Annotated in this window: 17 protein-coding genes and 1 pseudogene; 12 read left to right on the plus strand and 6 right to left on the minus strand. The window is 71.1% G+C overall.

Going from position 1 to position 19,281, the window contains the following annotated elements:
- Positions 1-90 precede the first annotated feature (90 nt).
- Positions 91-810 carry a M50 family metallopeptidase gene (locus OG928_RS26885; RefSeq protein WP_406288270.1) on the minus strand — a complete coding sequence of 240 codons (720 nt, stop codon included), beginning with the start codon at positions 808-810 and terminating at the stop codon, positions 91-93.
- 266 nt (positions 811-1,076) lie between these two features.
- Between OG928_RS26885 and OG928_RS26890 the strand changes: the two genes are divergently transcribed.
- The gene (locus tag OG928_RS26890; RefSeq protein WP_406288272.1) at positions 1,077-1,868 is read left to right on the plus strand and encodes an ATP-grasp domain-containing protein; all 792 of its coding nucleotides are present in this window, start codon (positions 1,077-1,079) and stop codon (positions 1,866-1,868) included.
- Here the strand turns inward: OG928_RS26890 and OG928_RS26895 are convergent.
- Positions 1,852-2,391 carry a hypothetical protein gene (locus tag OG928_RS26895; RefSeq protein WP_406288275.1) on the minus strand — a complete coding sequence of 180 codons (540 nt, stop codon included), beginning with the start codon at positions 2,389-2,391 and terminating at the stop codon, positions 1,852-1,854. The two genes, OG928_RS26890 and OG928_RS26895, sit on opposite strands and share 17 nt — an antisense overlap.
- A gap of 204 nt (positions 2,392-2,595) precedes the next feature.
- Here OG928_RS26895 and OG928_RS26900 point away from each other — a divergent pair, with 204 nt between their 5' ends.
- The 9 genes and pseudogenes from OG928_RS26900 (at position 2,596) to OG928_RS26940 (ending at position 11,678) form a co-directional block, all read left to right on the plus strand.
- Positions 2,596-3,468: a helix-turn-helix domain-containing protein gene (locus OG928_RS26900; protein ID WP_406288278.1), complete on the plus strand. Its 873-nt coding sequence runs from the start codon at positions 2,596-2,598 to the stop codon at positions 3,466-3,468.
- A gap of 10 nt (positions 3,469-3,478) precedes the next feature.
- Entirely contained in the window at positions 3,479-3,667 is a 189-nt protein-coding gene (locus OG928_RS26905; RefSeq protein WP_406288280.1) for a DUF397 domain-containing protein, read from the plus strand.
- Between the two features lie 103 nt (positions 3,668-3,770).
- Positions 3,771-4,361: a hypothetical protein gene (locus tag OG928_RS26910; protein WP_406288282.1), complete on the plus strand. Its 591-nt coding sequence runs from the start codon at positions 3,771-3,773 to the stop codon at positions 4,359-4,361.
- 78 nt (positions 4,362-4,439) lie between these two features.
- Positions 4,440-6,998: a valine--tRNA ligase gene (valS, locus tag OG928_RS26915; protein WP_406288284.1), complete on the plus strand. Its 2,559-nt coding sequence runs from the start codon at positions 4,440-4,442 to the stop codon at positions 6,996-6,998.
- A 38-nt stretch (positions 6,999-7,036) separates the two neighbouring features.
- Complete coding sequence (locus OG928_RS26920) at positions 7,037-7,975, plus strand: hypothetical protein (RefSeq protein ID WP_406288286.1); 939 nt, start codon at positions 7,037-7,039, stop codon at positions 7,973-7,975.
- 43 nt (positions 7,976-8,018) lie between these two features.
- Positions 8,019-8,441 (plus strand): annotated as a pseudogene (locus tag OG928_RS26925) (PP2C family protein-serine/threonine phosphatase); the annotation flags it as partial.
- Positions 8,442-8,595: 154 nt separating this feature from the next.
- The gene (locus OG928_RS26930; protein ID WP_406288288.1) at positions 8,596-9,525 is read left to right on the plus strand and encodes a hemin ABC transporter substrate-binding protein; all 930 of its coding nucleotides are present in this window, start codon (positions 8,596-8,598) and stop codon (positions 9,523-9,525) included.
- A 285-nt stretch (positions 9,526-9,810) separates the two neighbouring features.
- Complete coding sequence (locus OG928_RS26935) at positions 9,811-10,854, plus strand: FecCD family ABC transporter permease (protein ID WP_406291226.1); 1,044 nt, start codon at positions 9,811-9,813, stop codon at positions 10,852-10,854.
- Positions 10,854-11,678, plus strand: coding sequence for a heme ABC transporter ATP-binding protein (locus OG928_RS26940; RefSeq protein ID WP_406291228.1), 825 nt, complete (start codon positions 10,854-10,856; stop codon positions 11,676-11,678). The genes OG928_RS26935 and OG928_RS26940 overlap by 1 nt, the downstream gene beginning before the upstream one ends.
- A 53-nt stretch (positions 11,679-11,731) precedes the next feature.
- On the opposite strand, the gene OG928_RS26945 is transcribed toward OG928_RS26940, so the two are convergent.
- Positions 11,732-12,652 carry an alpha/beta hydrolase gene (locus OG928_RS26945; RefSeq protein ID WP_406288290.1) on the minus strand — a complete coding sequence of 307 codons (921 nt, stop codon included), beginning with the start codon at positions 12,650-12,652 and terminating at the stop codon, positions 11,732-11,734.
- 225 nt (positions 12,653-12,877) lie between these two features.
- Complete coding sequence (locus OG928_RS26950; protein ID WP_406288293.1) at positions 12,878-14,119, minus strand: FAD-dependent monooxygenase; 1,242 nt, start codon at positions 14,117-14,119, stop codon at positions 12,878-12,880.
- 143 nt (positions 14,120-14,262) lie between these two features.
- Here OG928_RS26950 and OG928_RS26955 point away from each other — a divergent pair, with 143 nt between their 5' ends.
- Both OG928_RS26955 and OG928_RS26960 read left to right on the plus strand, forming a co-directional pair.
- Positions 14,263-14,877, plus strand: a complete 615-nt coding sequence (locus OG928_RS26955) for a TetR/AcrR family transcriptional regulator (RefSeq protein WP_406288295.1) — start codon at positions 14,263-14,265, stop codon at positions 14,875-14,877.
- Positions 14,878-15,031: 154 nt separating this feature from the next.
- The gene (locus OG928_RS26960; protein WP_406291230.1) at positions 15,032-16,543 is read left to right on the plus strand and encodes an APC family permease; all 1,512 of its coding nucleotides are present in this window, start codon (positions 15,032-15,034) and stop codon (positions 16,541-16,543) included.
- Between the two features lie 252 nt (positions 16,544-16,795).
- Here OG928_RS26960 and OG928_RS26965 read toward each other — a convergent pair whose 3' ends face one another.
- On the minus strand, positions 16,796-17,395 hold the full coding sequence (locus OG928_RS26965; protein WP_406288298.1) for a hypothetical protein: 600 nt from the start codon (positions 17,393-17,395) through the stop codon (positions 16,796-16,798).
- Between the two features lie 155 nt (positions 17,396-17,550).
- The gene (locus OG928_RS26970) at positions 17,551-19,116 is read right to left on the minus strand and encodes an acyl-CoA synthetase (RefSeq protein ID WP_406288301.1); all 1,566 of its coding nucleotides are present in this window, start codon (positions 19,114-19,116) and stop codon (positions 17,551-17,553) included.
- Positions 19,117-19,281 lie beyond the last annotated feature (165 nt).

Raw genomic sequence — 19,281 nt, forward strand, 5'->3', positions numbered from 1 at the left:
GCGTCGGCCGGCGCCCACCGAGAGGTGGACGCCGGCCGGGTCGTGCCGATCCTCACGCGGTCGCGGTCGCCGTGGCCGCGGCGACCGCGCTCACGTGAGCAGCGAGCCCGCGCCGATCCCGAGCGCCCCGGCCGAGACCAGGCCGAAGAAGCCGACCCACACCATGCCCGGCACCCGGGTCAGGTCGGCGAGTTGGTCGGCGTCCGACCACGGGGCGCGGCCCCGGCTGCGCATCTGCTGCAACTCGAACACCGGGCGCGCGCCGGACACCAGCAGGAACCACACCAGCAGATACGCGAAGGCCGCCTGGATCCGCGCGCTCGCGAGCCACGAGATCGCGAAGATCACCCCGCCGGTCACCAACAGCACCAGCGCGCCGAACCAGTTGCGTATCGCGATGAACATCAGCGCGAGCAGCACGAGCGCCACCCACAGCACCATCGTGATGTGCGCGCCCGCCAGCAGCGCGGCCCCGCCCGCGCCGAGCAGCGACGGCGTGATGTAGCCGGCCAGTGCCGTCAGCACCATCCCGAGCCCGGTCGGCTTGCCCACCGAGACGGTCACTCCGGAGGTGTCCGAATGCAGCCTGATTCCGGACAATCGGCGCCCGCTCAACAGTGCGACCATCGCGTGCCCGCCCTCGTGGGCGATCGTCACGACCGTCCGCAAGGGACGCCAGGTCGGGCGGTACAGCACCACCGCGACGGCGATCGCGCCCGTCACGAGTGCGAGCCAACTCGGCGGATCCGGCTGGGTCCCCGTCACCCGATCCCACAGATCCTGCAACGACACCGTGTCGACGCTGCTCACGCCGCCCCTCTCGTCCTGCTCCCGGCCCCTGATCCCCGGCCTCGAACGCTACCGTCCGGGGCACGCCGGGTGTCGCCCTCGTACCGACCCGTGACCCGACTGTCGAATAGCGCCGGCCATGTCGGGTGTGGGGGAGATCATCTCTTTCGCGTCCTTCGTGCGACCGGCCGGAAACCGGTTCGACGGGCGAGCCGGGCGCGCACCCGGCAGCGCCGCACCGGAAACCCGCTCGCGCCGCGGCCATCGACGCGCCTAGCGTGCGACCCGTGTCCACGACCCTCGCCCTGTCGCCGCAGACCTCCACGACCGCCGACTGCTTGGCCCGCGCCGCCCGTGCGCGGGGCCTGGCGGTGGCCGTGCTCACCGGGCCGCGCGCCGACCTGCGCGGCACCGCGGCCTACTACGGCGGTCCGCGCTTCGCGGAGACGGTGGTCGACTCGCTGGACGTGGCCCTCCTGGAGCCCGCCGACGACTGGCTTCCCACGCTGCCCGAGCGCTACACCCGGCGGACGATCACGCCGATGACGATGGCCGAGGCGCGGCGCGGCAGCACGCCGATGTTCGTGAAGCCGCCGAGCGACAAGTCGTTCGAGGCGGCCGTGTACGCGGACGGTTCCCGGCTGCCGTCGGCGGTTTCGGGCGAGACGCCGGTGCTGGTCAGCGAGATCCGCACGTTCGTCGCCGAGTACCGCCTGTTCGTCCTGGCCGGCGAGGTGCACACCGGCTCGCGCTACGCGAGGTTCGGCCGGCTCGACCCGTTGCCCCTGGACGCCGACCCGCGGGCTCCCGAAGTCGCCGAGTTCGCCGCCGACTTGCTCGGCGCGCAGGCCGCGCGGCTGCCCGGCGCGGTGGTCGTCGACGTCGGCCTGTCCACGACGGCCGACACCGCCGAGGAGCACTGGGCGGTCGTCGAACCCAACATGGCCTGGTTCAGCAACATCTACGCCGCCGACCCCGCCCGCTGCCTGGACGTCGTCCTGGCGTCGGCGGGTCCCGCGGCCCGGGTGTCGCGGCGGGACAGGGCATTCGTCCGGGCCCCGATCAGGGCACGGGTCTGAGTCTGCAGGCGGGGCAGGGCCACCTGGCCTCCGGTGCGCAGTGTCTCGGGCGCCGGGCCTCCGCGGCGAGGAAGGAGCCGGCCAGCGAGGTGACGCAGGTGAGGTTGGTGCCCAGGCCGGGGCGGACGATCCAGGTCATCGACGAGCCGGGGTGGGGACGCGGGCCCGGGAGGGTGAGGCAGCCGCCGTGGCCGACGTAGTGGTAGCGGGTCCCCGCGGGCGGGCCGACCGCGTGCAGCCACGCGTCGGCGCTGCCGGGGCCGACCAGGTACGCCCACTTGCCCGCGTGCCCCTCGGCGATCACCGCGCCCGTCGGCTCGGCCGCGGCGGTGAGCAGTTCGAGCACGGCGGCGCCGAGGTCGGCGCGCAGCACCACGGCGTCGAACAGGCGGCCGGTGTCCGCCGCGCGCCGGGCGCCGGGGTTCGTCAGCCAGGTGTACCGCGTGTCGCGCGGATCGCGGGTGGCGGCACTGATCCACGCGATCCCTGCCTGGTTCACGCCGGCGTCGTGCTCCTGCAGCATGTTCCCTCGCCTCCCAAAGGTCGGGAAAAGGCGCGACCTGTCACTCGCGGCGCGCTCGACGGGTGGTCGAGGACTCGCTGTAAGTAGCGTCCTCGGAAGTCGCAATAAGTGCAAGTCAAACAACTCACTCGACTTGCAGTGTGTCGGACATGAGTAACATGACGGCGACTCGTGCCGGCCGAATCCTCGGAATAGGGAGGAAGAATGGGCGCTGAGCAGTATCCGACGGTACGCAGACGAGTTCTCGGCGCGAATCTGCGCCGCCTGCGCGAGGACAAGTCCCTGCTGCTCGAGGACGCCGCCGGGGCGCTGTCGTGCCATCCCGCCAAGGTGAGCCGGATCGAGTCGGGCCGCAGCGGAATCCGCCCGCTCGACCTCAAGGCCCTCCTCGACCTGTACGCGGTGGCCGATTCGGCCGCCCGGGACGGCTGGCTCGCGCTCGCCCGGGAGGGCCGCCGGCAGCGCTGGTGGCGCGACCTCGCGGACCGACTTCCGCAGGACTTCCTGGACTTGATCGGGCTCGAAGCCGAGGTGGCGTCGTGTCGGGGTTTCCAGCCGAGCATCATTCCGGGGCTCTTCCAGACGGAGGAGTACGCGACCGCCGTCATCCAGGGCGGCACGGTCGGACCGGTCGACGAGCAGTGCCGCACGCGGGTCCGGGTGCGGCTCGATCGACAGCGTGTGCTCACCCGCGGGGAACCCGCCCCGCTCCAGGCGTTCATGGTCATCGGCGAGGCCGCATTACGCCAGGAGATAGGTGGTCATCGGGTACTTCGCGAGCAACTCGGGCACTTGATCGAAATTGCACAACTATCGAACGTGACCGTGCAAGTACTACCCTTTTCGGCAGGCGCCTATCCGGGCGGCCCCACGCCGTTCTCGATCTACGGATTCCCTCCCCCGTCGGGGATGGAAGTGGTCTCGCTGGAGAACATCACCAGCCACGCGTATCTGGAAAGAGCCCAGGACACCGCTCACTACAGCAAGGTCTTCGCGGACTTACGGGGAATCGCACTGAGTCCCCTCGAGTCGGAAGCCTTCATCGCGGCCCGTGCCGATCAACTCGCACATCAGTAGGAGAACGCCGATGCCTGAGAACTCACCCCGCTGGGTCAAGAGCACCTACAGCATGCAGAACGGCGACTGCACCGAGATTCGCCCCCACGTGAACGGTTCGACCGACGTGCGCGACAGCAAGGACCCGGCCGTCGGGCACCTGACCATCGCCCGGGCCCCGTGGGCCGCCTTCGTGGCCACGCTGCGCGTCGACAGCTGATCCGCTCGTTCCCGCCCACCCCGACCGAGGCCCGGAGGACGCGCCGCCCCCGCGGGCGGCCTCCGGGCCTCGGTGCCGGCCGGCCCCGAAAGCATGGTCCGTCATGACCGACCCGAGTCCGCGGCGCCTGCTCGACCTCCTGCGCGGCGACCCCCGGACCTGGACCGCCGTGGCTTTCGTCCCGGCCGACGACGACACCTGCGCCAACGCCGCGACGCGCGCCGCCGTGCTGCGGGCGATCCTGCACGACCCGCGGCCCGGCGACCACGCGTTGCTGCGCCGGCTGGTCGAGCAGGAGGCCCTCGCGCACGAGTACGGCTGGGGACTGGCGCCCGCGCTGTACCTGGCCACGTTCCTGCTCGCCGAGCACCGCCGCGTCGACGACGCGGCGCTCCAATGGGCCGCCAGGACCGCCAACTTCGACACCCATTCGGGCCTGGACCTGTGGCCCCTGCTCGCGGGCGGCGTCACCGCCACCCGGGCGTCGATCGCCGCGAGCGCGGATCCGCACCGGGAGGAGATCCTCGACGACTTGGCACGACCTCCGTACGCCGAGGCCCACGACGCGGACGTGGAGCGTTGGCTCACCTACCAGCGGGACGAGTACTACAAGGTCCCGCGCCCGGACGCCCCGCGGTCCGACGGCGCGCACCCCGCCGACGCCCGGCGGTCCGACGCGTCGGCGGGCGACTGACCCGCGGGCACGCCCTCGGGCGCGGCGAGCGCGCAATCGGTTCGAGTCGCGCCGCGTCGGCCGGTACGCTCCGGGGGCATGGTTGCCGAGTCTGGTCTCTCCCGTATGCCCGACAAGCCCTCCCTCGACGGGCTCGAAGCGAAGTGGTCGCGCGTCTGGGAAGAGACGGGCGTATACCGGTTCGATCGGACCAGGACCCGCGAGGACGTCTACTCGATCGACACGCCGCCGCCGACCGTCAGCGGGTCGCTGCACGTGGGGCACGTGTTCTCGTACACGCACACCGACGCGATCGCGCGCTATCGACGGATGTGCGGGCGCGCGGTCTTCTACCCGATGGGCTGGGACGACAACGGGCTGCCGACCGAGCGGCGGGTGCAGAACCACTTCGGCGTGCGGTGTGACCCCGCGCTGCCCCACGACGCCGCGTTCGTGCCGCCGGAGCGGCCCGGAAAGCAGCAGATCCCGGTCTCCCGGCGGAACTTCATCGAGTTGTGCGAGGAGCTCACGCGCGAGGACGAGCGGGCCTTCGAGGAGCTGTGGCGGCTGCTCGGGCTCTCGGTCGACTGGTCGATGACCTACCAGACCATCGACGCGGTCTCGCGCACCGCGTCCCAGCGGGCCTTCCTGCGCAACCTCGATCGCGGCGAGGCATACCTCGCCGAGGCGCCCACCCTGTGGGACGTCACCTTCCGAACCGCCGTCGCGCAGGCCGAACTGGAGGACCGCGAGCGGCCCGGGGCCTACCACCGGCTGGTGTTCCGGGCCCCGACCGGCGACGCCGTCGAGATCGACACCACCCGGCCCGAGTTGCTGCCCGCGTGTGTCGCGCTGGTGGCGCACCCCGACGACACGCGGTACACCCACCTGTTCGGCGCCAAGGTCCGCACCCCGCTGTTCCGCGTGGACGTGCCGGTGTACGCGCACCCGCTGGCCGACCCGGACAAGGGCTCCGGAATCGCCATGGTGTGCACGTTCGGCGACACCACCGACGTCACCTGGTGGCGCGAACTGCGCCTGGACACCCGGGCGGTGCTGGGTTGGGACGGCCGGCTGCTGGCCGAGCCGCCGACCGGGATCGACTCGCCCGAGGGGCGCGCGGCGTACGCGGAACTGGCCGGCGCGACGGTGTTCACCGCGCGCGAGCGGATCGTGGCGATGCTGCGCGAGAACGGCGAACTGATGGGCGAGCCACGGGCGATCACGCACGCGGTCAAGTTCTACGAGAAGGGCGACAAGCCGCTCGAGATCGTCACGACCCGGCAGTGGTACCTGCGCAACGGCGGGCGCGACGCCGCACTGCGCGGCGAACTGCTGGCGCGTGGCGCCGAGTTGGTGTGGCATCCCGCACACATGAAGGTTCGCTACGACAACTGGGTCGAAGGGCTCAACGGCGACTGGCTGATCAGTCGGCAGCGCTTCTTCGGCGTGCCGGTGCCGGTGTGGTATCCGCTGGACGACGCCGGGCAGCCGCGCCACGACGCGCCGATCCGGCCGGACGAGGCGGATCTGCCGATCGATCCGTACACCGACACGCCGGCCGGCTACACACCCGAACAGCGCGGCGTGCCGGGCGGGTTCGTCGGCGATGCCGACGTGATGGACACCTGGGCGACGTCCTCGCTCACGCCGCAGATCGCCGGCGGGTGGTGCCGCGACGAGGACCTGTTCGCCCGGGTCTTCCCGATGGACCTGCGTCCGCAGGCACACGAGATCATCCGCACCTGGTTGTTCTCCTCCGTGGTGCGCGCGAACAGCGAGAACCACAGCCTGCCGTTCGCGCACGCGGCCATCTCCGGCTGGATCCTGGACCCGGACCGCAAGAAGATGTCCAAGTCCAAGGGGAACGCGCTCACCCCGGTCGATCTGCTCGCGCAGCACGGCTCGGACGCGGTGCGCTACTGGGCGGCGAGCGGCCGGCCCGGCGTGGACACCGCGTTCGACGTCGGGCAGATGAAGGTCGGCCGGCGGCTCGCGATCAAGCTGCTCAACGTGGGCCGGTTCGTGCTCTCGATCGGCGCGGCCGACGAGCGCGGCGGCGTGAGCGAGCCGCTCGACCTGGCGCTGCTGGCCGAGCTGGCCGAGGTCGCGCGCGCGGCGACCGAGGCGTTCGAGGGCTACGACTACGCGCGGGCGCTGGAGCGTACCGAGCGGTTCTTCTGGTACTTCTGCGACGACTACGTCGAGCTGGTCAAGGCCCGTGCGTACGGCGAGGCGGGCACCGCGACGGGCGCCGCGTCCGCGCGGGCCGCGCTCGCGAGCGCGCTGTCCGTACTGCTGCGGCTGTTCGCGCCGTTCCTGCCGTTCGCGACCGAGGAGGTGTGGTCGTGGTGGCAGGAGGGTTCGGTGCATCGGGCGACCTGGCCCGCGCCGGAGCCGGCCGCCGCCGAGGCGCCGGCGGCCGACCGCGCGCTGCTGGACACCGCGTCCGAGCTGATCGCCGGCGTGCGCAAGGCCAAGTCCGCCGCGCGGGTGTCGATGCGGGCCGAGGTCCCGAGAGTCACCGTGACCGGCGACGCGGGTGCGCTGGCGCGGCTCGCCCTGGTGGAGGCGGACCTGCGGGCGGCCGGGCACATCGTCCGGATAGAGCGGGCCGAGAGCGAGGGGCCGCTCGTCGTGGATGTCACCCTCGACTAATCATTGACTCGGGCAAGTACTCGTAGTACCCGTTGGCCATGACCACTCACCACCCCGACGACATGTTCCATCCGCCGACCAGTGACGACCCCTACTGGTCCGAGACCTCCTGGTTCACCTTCACGGTTCCGGATCGACGGCTGTCCGGGCAGTTGTACCCGTTCTTCCGGGCGAACCAGGGGGTCGCGGCGGGCGGCGCCTACTTCTGGGACGACAGCGGGCAGCACCCGCACGAGGCGGTGTACGCCAAGAACTTCTGGCATCTGCCGATCCCCGACCAGGATCTGACCGACCTGCGGCTGCCGAACGGCTTCCGGGTGCGGTGCGTGGAACCGCAGAGCGTGTACGAGGTCGGCTACGACGACCCCGACGGCGGTGACGAGATCCATGTCGACCTCACCTTCACCGGGGTGCTGCCGCCGCACTACCTGGGCGAGAAGCACGTCGACCAGCCCGGCCGGTACACCGGCACGATCGTGCTGCGCGGCGAGGAGATCCCGGTCGACTCGTACGGCTTCCGGGATCGCTCGTGGGGGCCGCGCTCGCAGTTCGGGCCGGGGCTGATGCAGTCGCCCGCCAAGCGCGGCGGGTACAGCTACGCGACCGCGTCCGAGCGCGACGGGTTCCACAGCATCACGATGGACTTCGGCTCGGGCTGCGTGTCGATCCACGGCTACCTGCTGCGCGACGGCGAGTGGGCCAAGCTCGCCAAGGGTCGCCGCGAGGTGGTCGAGCGAGACGACGCCACCGGATGGGCGACCCGGATCGTGTTGACCGGAGTGGACGAGCTCGGCCGCGAGCTGCACGCCGAGGGGCGCACGCACAACCGGCTCGGCTTCTTCCTCAATCCCAACCTGTTCACCGTCAACGCGCTCACCGAGTGGACCTTCGACGGCGTCACCGCGTGGGGCGAGGACCACGAGAACTTCTCGGCCGCCGAGATCCGCCGACACAGCCGGGCCTGGCGAGCGCGCTGATCTGGTCTTTTCCGGCAATTAGCGGCAAAGGTCCCAGCGTGGGAGGCCCGCGAGCTGCACGCTGCTGCGGATCGACCCCGCGACGGGGGAGTGCGCGGTGGCCCGGGCCGGACACGTACCGATGATCGTGCTGGACCCGGACGGGAGTTCGCACGTGATCGAGACGCCCGGCGGTCCGGTGCTCGGGATCATGGAGGGGGCCGTGTACCCGACCCACCAGACCCGGCTCGCGCCGGGCTCGATCATCGTGCTGGTGACCGACGGGGTCGTGGAGTCGCGGGAGTTGCCGATCGACGTCGGCCTGGAGCAGGCGGCGGCGTGGGCCCGGTCGCGGGCCGCCGAGGGCGTGGACGAGATCGCCGACGCGGTGCTCGCGGCGGCGGAGGGGACGGGCAACGTCGACGACGCGGCGGTGCTGGTGCTGCGCCTGCCGCTGCCGGACGAACGGACCGACTCCCGCGTGTGACGTTGTGCACGCGACCCGGGCTTGAGTTAGGACAGCCTTACCTTTAAGTTGCGCAGTGGGACAAGGCAAGGCTTGCCTAACCGGCGACGCCGTGTCCGACCCACTCCACAGCTCGAAAGGCCGCCGGATGCGCTTGCGTCGAACAACCTTGAAGGTGGCCGCGGCCGTCCTCGCCGTCACCGCGTTCGCCGCGGCGTGCGGCGACGACGACAAGAAGTCCGACACCGGGACCGCCAAGGCCGCCTCCTCCGCGGCGCTGCCGGTGACCGTGGACACCACGCGCGGCAAGGTCACCGTGAAGGACGCGAGCCGAATCGTTCCGCTGGGCGGCGACATCGCGCAGAGCATCTACGCGCTCGGCCTCGCCGAGAACGTGGTCGGGGTGGACGCCTCCGGCGCGGTCCTGCCGGAGAGCAAGGGCAAGCCGACGTTCGGCAATTCGCGCGCGCTCAACCCCGAGGGCATCCTCGCGCAGCGGCCCACGGTCGCCATCGGCAGCGCCTCGGTCGGCCCGCGCACCGCGATCGACCAGCTCAAGGCCGCCGGTGTCGCGGTCGTGCTGATCCCGGACAGCAGCAAGCCCGAGGACGCGGTCACCCGCATCCAGGCGATCGCCACCGCGCTCGGCGTGCCCGAGAAGGGCAAGACGATGGCCGATCGGACGGCCGGCGAGATCGCCGCCGCCAAGGCCAAGGGCGCGCAGGCCGCCACCAAGCCGCGGGTGGCGTTCCTGTACATCCGCGGGCAGGCCAACCTGTACCACCTCGGCGGCAAGGGCCTGGGCCCGGACAGCATGATCACCGCCGCCGGCGGCATCGACACCGGCACCGAACTGGGCATCGAGATGTCCGCCGCGATGACCCCCGAGTCGATGGTCGCGGCCAAGCCCGACGTGATCCTGGTCTTCCGGAAGGGTCTCGACTCGGTCGGCGGCGTCGACGGCGTCCTGAAGCTCCCCGGCGTCGCGCAGACCCCCGCCGGCCAGAACAAGAAGGTCGTCGCGATGGACGACCTCGAACTCGGCGGCGGCGGCCCGACCGCGGGCATCGCGCTGGACCAGCTCGTCACCCTCTTGCACAGCTGATCCCACGCAGGCGCACGACATGTGATGCCCCGTCACCAGGTCGGCCGAATCGGCCGCGCGGTGACGGGGTTTCGAACCGAGGGGAGAGGTGGGGAGAGCGTGGCCACGGTGACGGGTTGTCAGGAACCCACGGGCGAGGCGGAACCGGCCGCTGCCGAAACGGCCGAACGGGCCGAACGGGCCGAACGGGCCGAACGGGCCGAACCGGCCGAACCTGCCGAACCTTTCGGGCCGTCGGACAGGGTCGGGCGGGCGGACCCCGTCGTCCCCGCCCCGGCCCCGCCCGTGATCACCGCCGCGCCGCGAAGGCATGGCCGGTGGCTGATGCCCGTGCTCGTGCTGCTGCTGCTCGGCACCTGCGTCGCGTCGGCCGGCATGGGCGCCTTCGAGATTCCCTCGGACCAGGTGCTCTCCTCGATCCTGCACCACCTCGGCCTGGACATCGGGCACGTGTCGCAGGCCAACGAGGCCGTGCTGTGGAACATCCGATTCCCGCGGATCGTGCTCGGCGTCATGGTCGGCGCGTGCCTGGGCTGCGCCGGTGCCGCGATGCAGGGCGTGTTCGGCAACCCGCTGGCCGAACCCGGCGTGATCGGGGTGTCCTCCGGGGCCGCGCTCGGCGCGGTCGGCGCGATCGTGCTCGGCGTCTCCACGTTCGGGTCCTGGACGGTGACCGCGTTCGCCTTCGCCGGCGGCCTGATCACCACCTTCGGCGTGTACCTGCTCTCGCGCGCCAACGGCCGCACCGAGGTCGTCACGCTCGTGCTGACCGGCATCGCGATCAACGCGCTCGCGGGCGCCGCGATCGGCCTGTTCACCTTCGTCGCCGACGACGCCGAACTGCGCAGCATCACCTTCTGGAACCTCGGCAGCGTCGGCGGCGCGAGCTGGAAGATCATCGGCGCCCTCGCGCCGTTCGCGATCGTCGGCCTGCTGATCCTGCCCCGGTACGCACGGGCCCTGGACATCATGGCGCTCGGCGAGCGCGGCGCCCGGCACCTGGGCGTGGACACCGAGCGGGTGCGGATCGTCGTGGTCGTGTCGAGCGCGACGCTGGTCGGCGCGGCCGTCGCCGCCGCCGGCGTGATCACCTTCGTCGGCCTGGTCGTGCCGCACATCATCCGGCTGATCGCCGGGCCCCGGCACCGCCTGCTGCTGCCCGCGAGCGCCGTCATGGGCGCGCTGGTCACCGTCGGCGCCGACCTCGCGGCCCGCACCATCGCGGTGCCCAAGGAGGTCCCGCTCGGCGTGCTCACCGCGCTGATCGGCGCGCCGTTCTTCCTGTGGCTGCTGCGCAGGACCCGTTCTCGGCAGGGAGGCTGGGCGTGATGAGGCTGCTCGCGCGGACCAGGACCGTCGCGGTGGACACCGCCCGGGAGATCGGCTCCGTCGGCGTCGAGGCCGAGGACGTCGGCTACGCGATCGACGGCCGCAACCTGGTCGACGGGGTGTCGCTGACCGTCCGGCACGGCGAGATCGTCGCCGTGCTCGGCCCCAACGGCGCCGGCAAGTCGACCCTGCTCGGCCTGCTCACCGGCGACCTGACCCCGCGTCAGGGCACCGTGCGGATCGCCGACCGGCCACTGTCCGCCTACTCGCAGCGCGAACTGGCGTTGCGCCGCGGGGTGTTGCCGCAGTCGGTCATGCTGTCCTTCCCGTTCACCGTCGACGAGGTGGTGCGGATGGGCCGCGCCCCGCACGCGGGCCTGCCGGGCGGCGAGTCCGAGGACGCGGTCGTGGCCCGCTGCCTGGCCGAGACCGACGTGGCGCACCTGGCCGACCGGGTCTATCCGTCGCTGTCCGGCGGCGAGCGGGCCCGGGTCTCGCTCGCGCGCGTGCTCGCCCAGGGCGCGCCGGTACTGTTCCTCGACGAGCCCACCGCCGCGCTCGACCTCAAGCACACCGAGGACGTGCTGCGACTGGCCCGCGAACGCGCGCGCCGGGGCGACGCGGTCGTGATCGTGCTGCACGACCTCAACCTCGCCGCCGCCTACGCGGACCGGATCGCGCTGCTGGCCAAGGGCCGCCTCCTCGCGTGCGGCGCACCCGCCGAGGTCTGCACGGCACCGGTGTTGTCCGAGCTGTACGGCCACCCCGTGGACGTCATGCGGCGGCCGGGCGGCGACGAACTGCTGATCCTGCCGTCACGCTGACCCGTGCCGCGTGTGCGGTGCGGGCCGGGCGTGCGGCCGGGGCCTAAGGGTGCCTAAGGGTGCAACGCCTTGTGCAGCGAAGCGAACGAGCCCGTCGCGCACTCGGCGCAGCGCGGCACCAGGTCCACGAAGCTCATGAAGCCGTGGACCATGTCGTCGAACAGCTCGAACTCGACCTCGTTGCCCGCCGCGCGCAACCGCTCGGCGTAGTCGGCGCCCTCGTCCCGCAGCGGGTCGTATCCGGCGACCACGACATGCGCCGGCGCGAGCCCGGACAGGTCCTCGATGGTGCCGATCGAGGCGTACGGGCCGAGTTCGGCGCGCTCTCGCCCGCCGAAGTAGTGGCCGAGGAACCAGGTGAGCGAATCGGCGCCGAGCAGCGGCGCGTGCGCGTTCTCGACCTGGGACGGGGTGCCCTCGACGCCGGTCCCCGGATACCAGAGCATCTGCAACACCGGTTGCGGGACGCCGTGTTCGCGAGCCAGCAGGCACGCGGTCGCGGACAGCGTCGCGCCCGCGCTGTCGCCGGCGAGGGCGATTCTGGTGGGGTCGCCGCCGAGTTCGGCGGCGTGCTCGCGCACCCAGCGGTAGGCCGCGAACGCGTCCTCGGTCGCGGCCGGGAACGGGAACTCGGGGGCGAGGCGGTAGTCCACCGAGATCACGACGCACTCGGCGTGCCGCGCGATCCGTCGGGCGAGCGCGTCGTGGCTGTCCAGGCCGCCGATCACGAAGCCGCCGCCGTGGAAGAACACCGTCACCGGCAGGTCCGACTCCTCCGACGGCCGATACACCCGCACGGGCAACTCCCCGGCCGCGCCCGGGATCGTGCGGTCCTCGACCCGAGCGAGCTCGGTCATCACCGGCATGAGCCCGACACCGGCGTCGATGGTCGCGCGGGCGGTCGCGGCGTCGCCGACGAACAGGTTCTCGGGCATGACGCTCAGCAGTTCCACGAGCTGTGGGTTGATCGGCACCGCGTTCCCCCTCCGTAGGGTCCGGCCGACGACGACATACCGGCCGGTACGGAATCTACGACGCATGGCCCGCACTTCATAGCCCGGCCGGCGTTCGAGGCCACCTCGAACCAAGCCCGGCCCGAACCAACCCCGGCCTCGAACCAAGCCCGGCCCGAATCAAGCTCGGCCCGAATCAAGCCCGGCCCGAATCAAGCTCGGCCTCGAATCTAGCCCGGCCCCGAATCAAGCCCGGCCGGCGTTTGAGGCCACCTCGGCCGAAGGCCGGGTCACTTCGAGCCCGGCCGGCGTCAGAGGCCCCCGCACCGGCGGCCGCCATGAGAGCACATCGTCCAGCGAACGCAGCGCCGCGTCCGGCGCGAAGCGACCCGCGGCGCGCAGGAGCGTGTCGCGGACCGCCACCGCCACCGGCGTATCCCACTGCGCCATGGCGCCCAACCTGCGCGACTTGCGGACGATCGCCGTGGTGCGGGCCAAGCGCCGCCCGGTGTAGCCCGGCACCGCGTCGACCACGCCGTCCGCGCCGACGCCGACCAGTACATCCGCCAGCTCGACCGCGTCCTCCAGGGCCTGGTTGCCGCCCTGTCCCAGGTTGGGCGTCATCGCATGCGCGGCGTCGCCGATCAGCACCACCCGGCCGCGGTGGTGGGCGGGCAGCGGCTCGGCCATCTCGTGCACGTCCAGGTGCAGGATCTGCTCGGGCGTCGCGGACGCGATCAGCCGCGGGATCGGCGCGTGCCAGTCGCCGAACAGGCGCAGCAGCTCGGCGCGTTCGTCACCGTGCTCGGCGCCGGCCTCGCGATTGGCGGTCGCGTACCAGTACACCCGGCCGTCGGACAGCGGCATCGCGCCGAACACCAGGCCGCGGCCCCAGGTTTCGCCGGGGGTGAGGTCCATCCCCGGGACGATCGCGCGCCACGTGGTGAACCCCGCGTAGCGCGGACCCGGGTGCTCGGGGAACAGCGTGCGTCGGATCACCGAGCGGATTCCGTCGGCCGCGACCACCAGGTCGGCGGTGAACGTCCCCGCCTCGGTGACCACCGACGCCCGCCGGTGCGCGTCGCCCGGGTCCACGTCCAGGACCGCCGCGCCCGTGCGCAGCGTGCCCTCGGGCAGACCCGCGAGCAGTACCCGCATCACCTCGGCGCGCGGTGCGAGCACCATCGGCGCGCCGAACCGCGCGGCGAACGCCTCGCCGCTGGTGGGCGCGAGCACCCGGCCGTCCGGTCGGCGCAGCGCCGCCGCGCCCTGGATCGCGGCGAGGGCCCGGATCGGCGCACCCGCGTCGATCGTGTCGAGGGCGCGCAGGCCGTTGGGGGCCATCGCGATCCCCGCGCCGATCGGTTCGAGCACGGCCGCGCGTTCCAGGACGACGACCGACCAGCCCTGCCGGTGCAGCGCGGTAGCGGCGGCGAGTCCACCGGGGCCGGCGCCGACGACGATCGCTTCGGGTTTGGTGACGGACATGGTTTCCCCCGGCGAGAAGTATGCGGATGACCACTACAGGTGTAGAGGCGATGTCATTGACTCTACATCTGTAGTGACACTTTTCTCTACGGCTGTAGTGACTTTTCCTCTACAGCTGTAGCGGGATCGCTAGGCTGATCCGTGTGACCACCGCGAAGCGCAGCAGCCCCGAGCGCCCCGACCGCCTCGTCCTGATCGGCGACACCGCGATCCGCCTGCTCGTCGAACGCGGCATGCGGGGGCTGACCCACCGCGCCGTCGACGAGAGCGCCGGTCTGCCGCCGGGGTCCACCTCCTACTACGCGCGCACGCGCGCGGCCCTCCTGGAGTTGGCGCTCGCGCGGATGACGGTCCTGGAGGCGGGCGAGTTCGCGTCCGTGAGGGGCGACGGCGACCTCGTGGCCGCGCTGCCCGCCGACCTCGCCGGGATCGCCGACCTGGTCGCGGTGATCGTGGGCGGCGCGATCCGCGACGGGCGGGACCAGAAGATCGCCCGCTACGAGTTGGCCCTGGAGGCGACCCGCCGCCCCGAGCTGCGCGGTGTGTACGACGAAGCGGGCGCCGCCTTCCGCGGTGCGGCGGTGGGCATGCTGGCCGCGCTCGGCTCGCGCGACCCCGAGCGGCACGGGCGGTTCCTGGTCGCCTGGTGCGAGGGTGTGATGTTCGACGCGATTGCAGGAGCGGGCTGGGCGACGCCCCCTTCGCGCGAGGACATCCGGGTGGGCGTCACCGAGTTGCTCACCGGAATGTTGACCTGAACCGGCCCAGAGAGTGACATGACCGACGCACTCGATCGTTCCCGACCCCTTTGGTCAAAAGTTGTTTCATCCTGACTTAGTCTGTTCGATTGTGAGTAATGAGCACGTGCGCCAAAGGGGCGATAAGCACCACGGGGTAGGGAAGTCGCACTACCTGCCCGAGCCCGATCTCAAGGACAAGGGGCTGAGTCGAAACTCGATCGGTCTCCTGGGGAGCGTGGTCGTCGCCATCTCCACGGTGGCGCCCGTCTACACCCTCACCGGTGCGCTCGGGCCGACGGTCAACGAGGTCGGCACCCACATGCCGGCGATCTTCCTGGTCGGCTTCGTTCCGATGCTGCTCGTCGCCTTCGCGTACCGCGAGCTCAGCAAGGCGGTCCCGGACGCCGGCTCCTCCTTCACCTGGACGGTCAAGGCGTTCGGCCCGCGGGTGGGCTGGATGTGCGGCTGGGGTCTGGTGATGGCCACGATCATCGTGCTGTCCAACCTCGCCGGCATCGGCACGTCGTTCTTCTACCTCGCGGTCGGCGAGGCGTTCAACAGCGACTGGCTCAAGGAACTCGACGACAACAAGTGGGTGCACGTGCCCACGTGCCTCACGTTCATCGCGGTCGCCACCGCGATCAGCTACCGCGGGATGACGGTGACCAAGCGCGTCCAGTACGTGCTCGTCGCGTTCCAGCTCGCGGTGCTCGCGCTGTTCATCGTGCTGGCCATCGGCAAGGCGACCGCGGGGGACGTGCCCACGTCGATCTCGTTCTCGCTGGACTGGTTCAACCCGTTCAGCATCGGGAGCTTCGCCGCGCTGACGGCGGGTCTGTCGCTGTCGATCTTCATGTACTGGGGTTGGGACACGGCCCTTAGCATCAACGAGGAGACCGCCGGCGGCCCCAAGGTCCCCGGTCGGGCAGCGATCATCTCGGTGCTGTGCATCGTGGTGGCCTACCTGATGACCGGCGTCGCCACGCTGATGTACGCGGGCACCGGGACCACCGGACTGGGCCTGAACAACACGGACGACACCAACATCTTCGCCAAGCTCGCCGACCCGGTGCTGGGTTCGGGGCTGGGCATCCTGATGTTCGTCGCCGTCCTCGCCAGTTCGGTCGCGAGCCTGCAGACCACGTTCATCCCGGTCGCGCGCACCCTGCTGGCGATGAGTACCTACCAGGCGGTCCCGAAGGTGTTCTCGCGCGTCCACCCGCGCTTCAAGACACCGGGCTTCGCCACCGTCTCGGCGGGTGTCGCCACCGGCGCGTTCTACACGATCATGACGATCCTGAGCGAGAACGTGCTCACCGACACGATCTACGCGCTCGGCCTGATGATCTGCTTCTACTACTCGCTGACGGCCTTCGCCTGCGTGTGGTACTTCCGCAAGGACCTCTCGCGCAGCCTGAACGAGCTCTTCGTCAAGGGCGTCATGCCGATGCTCGGCGGGATCATGCTCGCGGCGATCTTCATAAAGACACTCGTGGACGTGTCCGACCCGAACTACGGTGACGGGCACCGCGTGGCCGGTGTGGGCACGGTGTTCATCATCGGCGTCGGGCTGCTTGTGCTTGGGGCGGTGCTGATGGAGGTGTCGCGGGTGGTGAGTCCTGCGTTCTTTCGGGGCGAGGTGCTCAAGCGCGATACGCCGGTTCTGGTGCCGGACGAGGACTAGCCGGGGGTGGCCTCAAACGCCGGCCGGCTGGTGGCCTCAAACGTCGGCCGGGCTTGATCGACCCGGCCTTCGGCCGAGGTGGCCTCAAGCGCCGGCCGGGCTATTTGGCCTCAAACGCCGGCCGGGCTGGGTTGGCTCGGTCTTCGGTCGAGGTGGCTTCAAGTGCCGGCCGGGCTGGGTTGGCTCGGTCTTCGGTCGAGGTGGCCTCAAACGCCGGCCGGGCTGGGTTGGCCGGCGTTTGAGGTGGGTGGGTCAGCGGTTTTGGATGGCGTCCATGGCGACGGCTACGCAGATCGCCAGGCGGCGGTCCATCGTGGGGTCGGGCAGGGAGACCAGGTACTGGTCGCGGAGCTTCATCTGGCGTTCGACCGAGAGCATCGGCTGCCCGTCCTCGGCGACGAAGTCGAAGTGGTACGTCGGGGCCGGCAGGTACGCGCCGACGTACGGTATGAAGCCCCAGAGTCGACGCAGGATCGCGCCGAACAGGCTGCGCTCCTGGCCCACGGCCTTCGGCGCGTCCGGGCGCTCCAGGTTCCAGGTCGAGCGGAGCAGGGACTTCTTGAAGTCCTTCGAGAACATGCCGAGGTTCGTGCCCTCGACGCCCGTGACATCGTGCTGCGCTTTGATGTCGAGCATCTGCCGCGCCTTGAAGCGGGCGAGCTCGGTGGTCTTGGTGTCATCCGTGTAGAGGATGACCTCTTCCTTGAGCTTGCCGCGCTTTTGCTGGGCGAACGCGATCACCGGTCCGTGCTGTCCGTCGGGACCGACGAGGTGGACCACGTACTGGTTCACCAGCGGACGGAAGTTCTGACGGATGATCAACTGCTTTTCGTTCTGGAACGGCATGGTCATGGCGTGCGGGATCCCCCCAGGGACATTGTGTAGTGGAGCGCACAACCTACCGTTGTTCCAACGAGCCGGCAGTATCGATTTCGCAACCCCGACCGCGACCACTCGCCGATCGTGATCGGCCGGTGACACAAAGGGGGTTCGGCCCGCCGGGCCGGTCAGGCCGAGTGCGCCGCAGCGGCTCGGCGGTACTCGTCGATCAACAGGCGCTTGTACAACTTGCCCGTCGGGTGCCTGGGCAACTCGGCGCGGAAGTCCAGCGAGCGCGGGCACTTGTAGTGCGCGAGGCGGGCCCGGCAGTAGTCGATCAGCTCGCGCGCCAACTCCGGCCCCGCCACCGCGCCTTCGGCCGGTTGGACGACCGCCTTGACCTGCTCGCCCATCTCCTCGTCCGGGACGCCGAACACCGCGACGTCGGCGATCGCGGGATGCAGCGCGAGCAGGTTCTCGACCTCCTGCGGGTAGATGTTCACGCCGCCGCTGATGATCATGTGTGCTTGACGATCCGTCAGGTACAGGTAGCCGTCGGCGTCCAGGTGCCCGATGTCGCCCAGCGTGGTCCAGCCCCGGCCCTTCGGATCGCGCCCGGCCTCGGTCTTGGCCGGATCGCCGTGGTACGAGAACTCGGGCCCGTCCGCGAAGTAGACGATGCCGTCCTCGCCCACCGGCAGCTCCCGGCCCTCGCCGTCGCAGATGTGCGGCGTGCCCAGGATCGCCCGCCCCACCGTGCCGCGATGCGCGATCCACTCCTGGGGCGTGCAGTTGACGTAGCCGTTGCCCTCGGTGCCCGCGTAGTACTCGTGCAGCACCGGCCCCCACCACGCCAGCATCCGCTCCTTGACCTCGGGCGGGCACGGCGCGGCGGCGTGCACCGCGTAGCGCAGCGAGGACACGTCGTACCGGGCGCGCACGTCGTCCGGCAGCTTGAGCATCCGCACGAACATCGTCGGCACCCACTGGCTGTGCGTCACCCGGTAGCGCTCGATCGCCGCGAGCGCGTCCTCGGGGTCGAAGTGGTCGAGCACCACGACCGTGTGCCCGCCGCGCAGGAACTGCACGCAGTAGCGCAGCGGCGCCGCGTGGTACAGCGGCGCGGGGCACAGGTACACGTCGCCGCCCTCGCCCGAGGTGTTCATCCCGTACAGCGCCCCGATGATCCCGAACAGCGTCAGGCTCGGTCCGCTGCCCAGCGGATGCTGCTCGCGGCTGGGCAGCACGCCCTTGGGCCGGCCCGTGGTGCCCGACGAGTACAGCATGTCGGCGCCCTCGAACTCGGCCGCGATCGGCGTCGTGGGCAGCATCCGCACCGCCTCGCCGTACGCCTCGAAGCCGGGTGCCGCGCCGTCCAGCATGAGCCAACGCTCGACGCCGGGCGCGCGCTCGCGGATCGCGCCCGCGAGGTCGGCGAGCGCGGCCGAGGCCACGAACACCCGCGCCCCGCAGTTCTCCACCACGTACGCGAGTTCGTCCGGTTGCAGCCGACAGCTCACCGGCGTGTAGATCAGCCCGGAGCGCTGCGCGGCCCACACGATCGCCAGGTACAGCGGGTGGTTCTCCAGCACGAACGCGATGTGGTCCCCGGGCCGCAGCCCCGCGTCGTGGAGCAGGTGCGCGAAACGATTCGACTCGGAATCCAACTCGGCGTACGTGACGACCCGGCCGGAGCCGGCCATGATCACGGCGGGGCGGTCGGGGTGCGCGGCGGCGATGACACCAGGATGCATGGGCGATCCTCGTCTCGATGCGAGGGCCCTCCCGGGCGGGAAAGGGGCCCCAGTGCTTCCGTGCTTCCGTGCTTCCGTGGAGTTTTCGCTGAGCTTCCGTTCGGGTGGCGCCGGTGAAGTCTCGCATCGGGCACAGCCGTTATGAAGGGCCCGTCGGGTGGTCCT

It is taken from the genome of Embleya sp. NBC_00896 (assembly GCF_045207785.1).
GTDB lineage: Bacteria > Actinomycetota > Actinomycetes > Streptomycetales > Streptomycetaceae > Embleya.